The organism is Rhodoluna sp., from assembly GCF_049276775.1.
Lineage (GTDB): Bacteria > Actinomycetota > Actinomycetes > Actinomycetales > Microbacteriaceae > Rhodoluna.
Genome location: NZ_JBASXC010000003.1, coordinates 1 through 9,374, shown reverse-complemented (window position 1 = coordinate 9,374; position 9,374 = coordinate 1). Strand labels below are relative to the sequence as shown.

Sequence of the window (9,374 nt, the reverse complement as noted above, 5' to 3'; positions counted from 1 at the left end):
TTCTAACTTCTAGGCCATCTGTTGCAGGAACACCAAAAACAGTTCCGGGTAGAACAAAACCGAACAGTGCAACGGCTAGCAGCAGGATTCCTCCCGCGTATCCAAGACCCCAGGCGTAGCCCGAGATGCGGCCAATCGTTGAGGGAGAAGATACTGATTTCAGCATCGCGTAGTAATTGACGAAGGCGGTTTCTTGAACAACAGAACCCAGACCATACAAAACCAGACCGAAGATTAGAAACTCAGCTTTAGGTTCGACGAAGAAGCTCGCAACCATGATTGCCACGAGTCCATAGGTGCTGATCATCAGCCAGAACTTGCGGCGCCCACCCTCATCGGAACGCCTTCCAAGCACCGGGGCAATAATCGCCAGCAAGAAACCCGCCACTCCAGTTGCGATACCCAGCAGGGCGTCTGCGTTGGTGCCGGCTTCGGCAACTGCTCCCGCGAGATAGACCGGGAAAATGAAAGTCTGCATGATGGTCGGGTAGGGCTGCTGTGCCCAGTCCCAAAGGGCCCAGGCGAAAGTCTTCTTGTCACCGAGTTTGGTCTTTGGGGCCTTGGGGGAGCCTGAATTTGTGCGATCTGTCATGCCAACAAGCTACTCCAAAGAACCAGATTTTGAACCAAAAACTACTGAATATCGGGCAAACAATGCCTTAGCCCCAAATCTTGAGTCTCATCCACTCAACTTTGGAATAAATCGCTTGACAATAATGTTTTGGTATGTGAAACTTGAGTCAATCGGGCTCAAGTTTGAGTCCAGGACAGCTTTTAGACCAGTAAATACAAGGAAAATAAGGAGAAACAACAAATGGCACGTGCAGTAGGGATTGACCTAGGAACCACAAACAGCGCAGTTTCAGTGCTGGAAGGTGGCGAGCCGAGCGTTATCGCTAACGCCGAGGGCTTTAGAACCACACCTTCTATAGTGGCATTCACCAAGGACGGCGAAGTGCTGGTTGGTGAGACCGCCAAGCGCCAGGCCGTGACAAACGTTGACCGAACCATCGCTTCGGTAAAGCGCCACATGGGCACCGACTGGAGCTTTAAGGTGGACGACAAGAATTACACCCCGCAGGAGATCTCAGCTCGAATCCTCGGAAAGCTAAAGCGCGACGCTGAGACCTACCTCGGTGAATCAGTCACCGACGCGGTCATCACCGTACCGGCATACTTCAACGACGCCGAGCGTCAGGCAACCAAGGAAGCCGGCGAGATCGCCGGACTAAACGTCCTTCGAATCATCAACGAGCCAACCGCAGCTGCCTTGGCTTACGGACTCGACAAGGGTCAGCAGGATGAGCTGATCTTGGTCTTTGACTTGGGTGGTGGAACATTCGACGTTTCACTATTGGAAGTTGGAAAAGACGAAGACTTCTCAACCATTCAGGTTCGCTCAACCTCGGGAGATAACCGCCTGGGTGGAGACGACTGGGACCAGAGGGTTGTTGATCACCTGGTGAAGAAATTTAAGGAAACCACCGGTGTTGATGTTTCGAAAGACAAGATCGCACTTCAAAGACTCAAGGAATCGGCCGAGCAGGCCAAGAAGGAACTGTCGCAGTCAACCACTGCAAACATTCAGCTTCCTTACCTGTCTCTAACCGAGAACGGTCCCGCCAACCTGGACGAGACAATCACTCGTGCTCAGTTCGAGCAGCTAACCTCCGATCTCCTGGAGAGAACAAAGAAGCCTTTCAACGACGTGATCAAGGAAGCCGGAGTAAAAGTTTCTGACATCGCTCACGTTGTTTTGGTTGGTGGATCAACTCGTATGCCAGCAGTCACCGAATTGGTGAAGCAGCTAACCGGAGGAAAAGAACCTAACAAGGGTGTGAACCCAGACGAGGTTGTTGCAGTTGGCGCTTCTCTTCAGGCCGGTGTTCTAAAGGGTGAGCGTAAGGACGTGCTCCTAATCGACGTCACTCCTTTGTCTCTTGGAATCGAAACCAAGGGTGGCATCATGACCAGGTTGATTGATCGCAACACTGCGATTCCAACCAAGAGATCAGAAACCTTCACCACAGCCGATGACAACCAGCCATCGGTATCGATTCAGGTCTACCAGGGTGAGCGCGAGTTCACCAAGGACAACAAGTCGCTTGGAAACTTTGAGCTAACCGGTATCGCACCAGCACCTCGCGGTATCCCACAGATCGAAGTCACCTTTGACATTGACGCCAACGGAATCGTTCACGTCTCCGCTAAAGACAAGGGAACCGCCAAGGAGCAGTCGATGACCATCACCGGTGGATCGTCTCTTCCGAAGGAAGACATCGAGCGCATGGTTCGCGAAGCAGAGGAAAACGCGGCCGAAGACAAGAAGCGTCGCGAGGAGCAGGAAACCAAGAACACTGCCGAGCAGATGGTTTACCAGACCGAGAAGCTAATCAAGGACAACGACGAGAAGCTTCCAGAGGATGTAAAGACGGAAGTTCAGGCGGACGTCGATGCACTAAAGACTGCAATCGCGGGCGAGGACGTTGACGCCATCAAGGCCGCCAGCGAAAAGCTATCGACCTCTTCTCAGAAACTGGGCGAGGCTATCTACGCAAGTGCTTCGGAGGAAACTCCAGCCGAAGCTGAAGGCTCAAGCGAAGACGTAGTCGACGCTGAGGTAGTGGACGAAGAGCCAGCTGAAGAGAAGAAGTAGAAGAAGTAATGACTGAGGAAAATACTTCCCCAGAGGATGAGGCGGAGGCAACCGGCGAGCAGGAAACTGCTCCCGATGCCGAAACCGATGCTCTAGACCAAGAACTTGCCGACCTGGTTGAAGAAACCGGGCCGATAAGTAAAGAAGCAGAGCTTCTGGCTGATCTTCAGCGCCTTCAGGCGGAATTTGTTAACTACAAATCCCGCGTGGAGCGCGACAGAGATCAATCCAGGAACGCAGCGGTTGCCGAGGTCTTGAGAACTTTACTTCCAGCCCTGGATGATCTTGAGCGAGCCGAATCCCACGGCGATCTTGAAGGGTCGCCCTTTGCCGCGGTTGTCACGAAACTCCGCGGAGCGGGGGAGCGCTTTGGACTGAAGAGATTTGGGGCCTCAGGAGATAAGTTCAACCCCGAACTTCACAACGCGCTGGTTCAGACCCCTAACGCGGAGGTTAAAGAGGCCGTCATCAATGAGGTCATTGAGGCCGGCTACGAGATTGAAGATCGCCTGCTTAGACCAGCAATGGTCTCAGTGTTTGTTCCCGAAGAAAGCTAAAAGTCATGGCCTCACAAGACTGGTTTGAAAAGGATTTCTATAAGATCCTTGGCGTTGCCAAGGACGCCCCCGAAGCTGAAGTCAAGAAGTCTTACCGCAAGCTTGCCCGTCAGTTTCACCCGGACTCAAATCCAGGAGATGCCAAAGCAGAAGCTAAGTTCAAAGAAATCAGCGAAGCGTTTTCTGTTTTGTCCGATTCAGAGCAAAGAAAAGAGTATGACGCGGTTCGCGCCATGGGCGGTGGCGCCAGGTTCACAGCCGGCGGCCAGGGACAGGGCGGCGGATTCGAAGATGTCTTCTCCAATTTATTTGGCGGAGGCGGAAGGGGATTCCCCGGAGGCTTCGGAGGCGGATTCGACTTTGGACCGGCAGCCGGAGTTGATCTAACGGCAAGAACATCACTTGATTTCATCGACTCGATTAAGGGCGCAACCATAAAGCTTTCCCTTCAGGGGATGGAACCACTCAACGTAAAGATTCCAGCCGGTGTTCAAGACGGCCAGAAGATAAAACTTCGCGGCAAAGGAAGACCTTCTCCAAACGGTGGACCCTCGGGAGATCTGATTATCACCGTGCGGGTTAAGCCGCACCCGGTCTTTACAAGAGACGGTGCGAACCTTCGAGTCACGGTTCCCGTGACCTTTACTGAAGCAGCATTGGGTGCAAACATTTTGGTTCCAACCCTCGGAGGGGAGCCGGTGAAGCTAAAGATTCACCCCGGCATTCCAAACGGTCGAGTGCTTCGCATTCAAGGTCGAGGAGTCGACTCGGGGAACAGCCGCGGAGATCTACTTGCCACCATTGAGGTCGCAGTTCCTTCGCACCTTTCTGAAAAAGCCAAGAAGGCACTTCAGGAATTCCAAGAGGTAATGCCAAACGAAGATCCGAGAGAGGACCTGCTCACAAGAGCAGGACTTCTATAGAAGGTAAGGGGGAGTATCGATGACCGAGTTCGATGAGAACACCCCGCTGTTTGTGATTTCAGTTGCGGCAGAGCTAGCCCTGATGCACCCCCAGACTCTTAGGCAATACGACAGGTTGGGTCTTGTTTCCCCGAGCAGAACATCGGGTCAATCCCGCCGGTACACCATGCGAAACGTTGCACAGCTAAGACAGATAGCTGCGCTATCGGCCGAGGGTGTATCACTCGAGGGAATCAAAAGAATTCTTGAACTAGAAAACAACAACGCTGAGCTTCGGGCAAGGGTTAGAGATCTCGAGCAAGCACTTGCTAACGAAATGCTGAACAGACCGGGAGCCAGAGTCTTTGCAGCTGGTGATCAGGGTGTTGAATCTTTAGCGGCGGGTAAGAGGCCCTCAAGGGCAACCCAGATTGTGTTGTGGCGGGCGCGCTAACTAAGAGTCACAACAACCGGAACGTGATCGCTCGGGCCTTCGCCCTTGCGCTCATCGCGTTCGATACTTGCCGAGGATACTTTTTCTGCAAAAGCATCTGAGCCCAAAATAAAATCAATTCGCATTCCCTCGTTGCGAGGGAAGCGAAGCTGCTGGTAGTCCCAGTAGGTATATCCTTCTGGCACCAATGGTCTGACAACGTCCTTCAAACCGATCTGCTCGAAAGCCTCGAAGGCTTGGCGCTCTTGGGGTGTGACGTGGGTGGAGCCCGCGAAAAAGTTAATGTCCCAAACATCAGAATCCAGCGGCACGATATTGAAATCTCCCATCAGAGCCATTGGAAGTTCCGGTTCGTTCTCTAAAGTTTCTGCTGTGATGGCGGCTAATCTATCTAGCCACTCGAGTTTGTATGTGTAGTGCGGATCGTCAATGGCTCGACCGTTTGGAACATACAAACTCCAGAGCCTCACACCATCGAAGGTTGCCGCTATTGCGCGAGCTTCTGAAACCTCTTTAAACTCCGGCATTCCGGTGAAACCTATTTCTACATCCTCGGCTTCGATCTTGCTTGCAAAGGCAACACCATTCCACTGGTTTAGGCCGTGCATTGTGATCTGGTAGCCGGCATCCTCGAAGGGCTTATAGGGGAACTGATCGGGCTTGCATTTGATCTCCTGCATGGCCAAAACGTCTGTTTTGCTGCTTTCCAGGAAGCTAATTACCCGATTCACCCTGGTTCTTATGGAGTTTACGTTCCAGCTTGCTATCTTCACTCCTTAAACTTAATCCATGCCCGAAACCACCAAGACCAAAGCTCGCCTTGTTGAACTAATCAAGGAGCTTGCTGTGGTGCACGGAAAAGTCACACTTTCAAGCGGCATCGAAGCCGACTACTACGTTGACCTAAGACGAGCGACCCTGCACCACGAAGCCGCACCTCTCATTGGCCAGGTGATGCTCGATCTTTTAGATAGCGAGGGCATAAAAGACTTTGATTCAGTCGGCGGACTAACCATGGGGGCAGACCCGGTTGCAACGGCTCTGCTGCACCAGGCCTCCGCCAGAGGAAGATCAATTGATGCGTTTGTGGTTCGAAAAGCTGCCAAGGAGCACGGCATGGGCAGACAGGTCGAGGGCCCGGAAGTAAAAGGCAAAAAGGTGGTTGTATTAGAAGACACCTCCACCACCGGCGGATCCCCTCTGACCGCAGCCAGAGCTTTGGAAAAAGCCGGTGCAACAGTTGTTGCGGTTGCCACCGTAGTGGACAGGGCAACCGGTGCACGAGAGGTAATTCAGGAGGCCGGCTACCGGTACCTGTTCGCTGTATCACTTGAAGATCTGGGACTGTAATTGAGCACTTCTGTAAAAACTAAACGGCGCCTTGCGCCGTACCTATTTGTTGAGCTCTCGAATATCACAAGCGTTGCATCAACAGCGATGGCTTTTATTGCACTTCCCTGGCTAGCACTTGAGCTAACCGGTTCTGCGGCAAGTGCCGGAGCACTTGTTGCCCTCACCTCAATCCCGGGATTATTTTTTGGTCCAATTCTTGGAACTTTGATTGACCGAATCGGAAGACGGCTTAGCGGATATATATCCGAGGGGTTGGCGGCAGTAACTATTTTGATGATTCCGATCGCCAACGCCTACGTTGAAATAACCTTCGTCCTACTGGTATTTCTAGCCCTATCGAGGGCGATAGTTAGCCCAGCTGGAGGAACGGCAAGAAAATCCATCATTCCTGATGTTGCTGGTCCTGCCGGACTAACTCTCGAGCGAGCCAACTCAATTCACGAAGCTGTCTTTGCAACCGGCTTCGCGATTGGTCCTGCCGTCGGTGCGCTGTTTATTGGCTTGATCGGCCCTTATGACGTTTTTATTGTGGTCGCGATCTTCTCGGGAATTTCCTCGGCTTCAATGTTCCTAGTTCGCACCCAGGAAGCTAGAGGCGATGGAATATCAGAAACCGGAAGCTTGCTTAGGGACACTGTGCTTGGAGCTAAGACCATTCTTAAGACCCCGGCGGTTTTGCTTGGTCTTAGCTTTGTGATGACACTCGCGATGATTTATCTTCCAACCGAGATGGTTGTTCTCCCCGCACACTTCAACGCCCTCGATTACGCCGAGGGTCTTGGGTTTCTTATCTCGACCATGGCTGCAGCCTCGGTTGCCGGAGCACTACTTTTCGAACGCCTCCAGAAAAGATTTAAGTACTCAACCATCTTGAAGTTTGGCTTCATAGGTCTTGGCTCTTCCGTACTTCTTATGTCACTACTTCCACCCTTCTGGATACTCCTTATTCTCGGAGCAGTCCTTGGCTTTAGCTGGGGACCACTCATGCCAATGCTCAACACTGTTATCCAAAGGGTGATCCCTGAGAACATGCGGGGAAGAGTCTTTGGCATTGAGATGACTATCTGGGGAGCAGGACCAACCCTAACCGCAGTTGTTGTTGGACTTGCGGTTGATGGTTTTGGAGTACAGCCGGTCTACTTCTTCCTGGCAAGCATTGTTTTGCTGCTTGCAGTGTTTGTTTCTTTCAATAAGGCGAATAAAGACTTGGACGCGGCTAGGGAGCTAGCGCCGGCTAACTAATGGAAAATCAGGAAAACCCGTCACCCGAACTAACCACCTGGGGCGTTGGTCCCTGGGTTGGAGATCTTCCATCCGGTCCAGGTTCAGAAAAGTATGATCCGGAACTTCTTCGCTTAGGGGATACCAGAAACGTCGTGGACAAGTACCGGTACTGGTCGATGGAGGCGATTGTCGCCGACCTTGACACCAATCGTCACCCTTTCCACGTCGCAATCGAGAACTGGCAGCATGATTTGAATATCGGTTCGATTGTTCGAACCGCCAATGCTTTTCTTGCAGCCCAGGTTCACATCATCGGAAACAGACGTTGGAACAGGCGGGGCGCGATGGTGACCGATCGCTACCAACACATCCTTCACCACCCAACCGTGGAAGAGTTTGTTGCCTGGGCCAAGACCGCCAACGACGGGAAAGAACTACCCATCATTGCCATCGACAATACGCCCGGTTGTAAACAGCTCGAGAGCTATAAGCTGCCTGAGGCCTGCGTATTGCTGTTTGGTCAAGAAGGGCCAGGCTTATCGGAGGCTGCCCTAGCTTCAGCCACCGATGTTGTTGAGATCACACAGTTTGGCTCAACTAGGTCAATAAACGCATCCGCAGCTGCCGCAATCACCATGCACCAGTGGGTTATGCAGCATGCGGTGCGTGGCTAAATTGGCCAAGGGACGCCCAAATTCACTAACTGGTAGAGTTTTGTTGTGCCTGCAATAGTCCTAGTTGGCGCCCAGTGGGGCGACGAGGGCAAGGGCAAAGCCACAGACTTACTCGGTGATCGAGTCGACTACGTAGTTAGATACCAGGGCGGAAACAACGCCGGACACACAGTCGTTATCGGGGATAAGAAGTTCGCTTTGCACCTACTGCCCAGCGGCATCCTTACACCCGGAGTAGTTCCAGTTATTGGAAACGGTGTTGTTATTGACTTGGCAGTTCTAATCAAAGAGCTCGATGGGCTTATCTCTCAGGGCGTTGATGTCTCAAGACTAAAGATCTCAGCCAATGCACACATCATCACTCCTTACCACGTGACAATCGACAAGGTCTCGGAGCGCTTTCTAGGAAAGCGCGCCATTGGAACAACCGGTCGAGGTATTGGACCAACCTACGGTGACAAGGTCGGAAGACTTGGAATCAGGGTTCAGGACCTATTCGACGAGAGCATCCTTCGCCAGAAAGTTGAAGCAGCGCTAACGCAGAAGAACCAGCTGCTCTCAAAGGTTTATAACCGAGCTGGCATCAAGTCTGAGGAAATCGTCCGTGAGCTACTTACCTTCACGGAGCGCCTAGCGCCGATGGTTTCCGATACCGCCCTCGAGCTTCATAAAGCCCTCGAGGCTGGCAAGACTGTCTTGCTCGAAGGTGGCCAGGGAACGCTTTTGGATGTTGACCACGGAACCTATCCGTTTGTCACATCGAGCTCACCGATTGCGGGCGGTGCAACAATCGGTTCCGGAATAGGACCCACCAAGATTGACTCGGTGATTGGAATCTTGAAGGCTTACACAACTCGCGTTGGAGCAGGCCCTTTCCCAACCGAGTTGTTTGATGAGTGGGGCGAGTTCCTTCGCGAAAAAGGTTTTGAGTTTGGAACAACAACCGGAAGAGAGCGCCGCTGCGGTTGGTTCGATGCTCCGGTTGCGAAGTTTGCAACTCGAATCAATGGTCTAACCGATATCTTCTTGACTAAGTTGGATGTTCTAACCGGCATCAAAGAGATTCCGGTTTGTGTGGCGTACGACGTTGACGGAGTTAGAACAGAAGAGATTCCGGTTTCCCAGTCTGATTTCCACCACGCCAAACCGATCTATGAAACTTTCCCGGGTTGGGACGAGGACATAACGGGTGCGAAGACATTTGAAGATCTTCCTAAAAACGCTCAGGATTACGTCTTGGCACTTGAGAAACTTTCTGGAACCAGGATTTCTGCAATTGGTGTTGGACCAGATCGGAACGCAACCATCGTGCGTCACGATCTGCTTCGCGCCTAAAGTGCCTGTCTTTTTTGTTTAGGGTTTATACATAACCGGGATAACAGCGTCTAACCAGAGACTGTTTTTACCATCCGCGGAGGAAAAGTAAATGGCGGCATCGGCTTTGGCGTAGCCACCGTTTTCCATCAGAAATTTATAGACCCCTGGAGCATTGACCTCGGGAACGTGACCCAGCTTTAGTCCAGAGACAAATACCGCAACGGCAGTTTGGCTGTG

Annotated in this window: 11 protein-coding genes; 8 read left to right on the top strand and 3 right to left on the bottom strand. The window is 52.2% G+C overall.

Annotation, left to right across the window (positions count from 1 at the left end; all coding sequences use genetic code 11):
• A partial coding sequence (locus tag WAO31_RS00225) for an MFS transporter (RefSeq protein ID WP_509588858.1) occupies positions 1-592 on the bottom strand: 592 nt, incomplete at its 3' end.
• 222 nt (positions 593-814) lie between these two features.
• On the opposite strand from WAO31_RS00225, the gene dnaK reads away from it, so the two are divergent.
• The 4 genes from dnaK to WAO31_RS00205 are packed head-to-tail and all read left to right on the top strand — an operon-like array spanning position 815 to position 4,569.
• Complete coding sequence (gene dnaK / locus WAO31_RS00220; protein ID WP_509588856.1) at positions 815-2,656, top strand: molecular chaperone DnaK; 1,842 nt, start codon at positions 815-817, stop codon at positions 2,654-2,656.
• Between the two features lie 8 nt (positions 2,657-2,664).
• Complete coding sequence (locus WAO31_RS00215) at positions 2,665-3,213, top strand: nucleotide exchange factor GrpE (protein ID WP_509588854.1); 549 nt, start codon at positions 2,665-2,667, stop codon at positions 3,211-3,213.
• Positions 3,214-3,218: 5 nt separating this feature from the next.
• The gene (locus WAO31_RS00210; protein ID WP_509588852.1) at positions 3,219-4,136 is read left to right on the top strand and encodes a DnaJ C-terminal domain-containing protein; all 918 of its coding nucleotides are present in this window, start codon (positions 3,219-3,221) and stop codon (positions 4,134-4,136) included.
• A gap of 19 nt (positions 4,137-4,155) precedes the next feature.
• Positions 4,156-4,569, top strand: coding sequence for a heat shock protein transcriptional repressor HspR (locus WAO31_RS00205; RefSeq protein WP_509588850.1), 414 nt, complete (start codon positions 4,156-4,158; stop codon positions 4,567-4,569).
• Here WAO31_RS00205 and WAO31_RS00200 read toward each other — a convergent pair.
• On the bottom strand, positions 4,566-5,342 hold the full coding sequence (locus WAO31_RS00200) for an exodeoxyribonuclease III (RefSeq protein ID WP_509588848.1): 777 nt from the start codon (positions 5,340-5,342) through the stop codon (positions 4,566-4,568). The genes WAO31_RS00205 and WAO31_RS00200 overlap by 4 nt on opposite strands.
• Before the next feature lie 16 nt (positions 5,343-5,358).
• On the opposite strand from WAO31_RS00200, the gene pyrE reads away from it, so the two are divergent.
• From pyrE to WAO31_RS00180, 4 genes are read left to right on the top strand one after another with little or no spacing between them, the layout of a single operon-like run.
• On the top strand, positions 5,359-5,919 hold the full coding sequence (gene pyrE, locus WAO31_RS00195; protein WP_509588846.1) for an orotate phosphoribosyltransferase: 561 nt from the start codon (positions 5,359-5,361) through the stop codon (positions 5,917-5,919).
• Positions 5,920-7,164, top strand: coding sequence for an MFS transporter (locus tag WAO31_RS00190; RefSeq protein WP_509588844.1), 1,245 nt, complete (start codon positions 5,920-5,922; stop codon positions 7,162-7,164).
• Positions 7,164-7,820 carry a TrmH family RNA methyltransferase gene (locus tag WAO31_RS00185; protein ID WP_509588842.1) on the top strand — a complete coding sequence of 219 codons (657 nt, stop codon included), beginning with the start codon at positions 7,164-7,166 and terminating at the stop codon, positions 7,818-7,820. The genes WAO31_RS00190 and WAO31_RS00185 overlap by 1 nt, the downstream gene beginning before the upstream one ends.
• A 45-nt stretch (positions 7,821-7,865) precedes the next feature.
• Positions 7,866-9,155 carry an adenylosuccinate synthase gene (locus tag WAO31_RS00180; protein ID WP_509588840.1) on the top strand — a complete coding sequence of 430 codons (1,290 nt, stop codon included), beginning with the start codon at positions 7,866-7,868 and terminating at the stop codon, positions 9,153-9,155.
• Between the two features lie 18 nt (positions 9,156-9,173).
• On the opposite strand, the gene WAO31_RS00175 is transcribed toward WAO31_RS00180, so the two are convergent.
• Positions 9,174-9,374, bottom strand: a 201-nt coding sequence (locus WAO31_RS00175; protein WP_509588838.1) for a hypothetical protein, incomplete at its 5' end; no start/stop codon positions are given.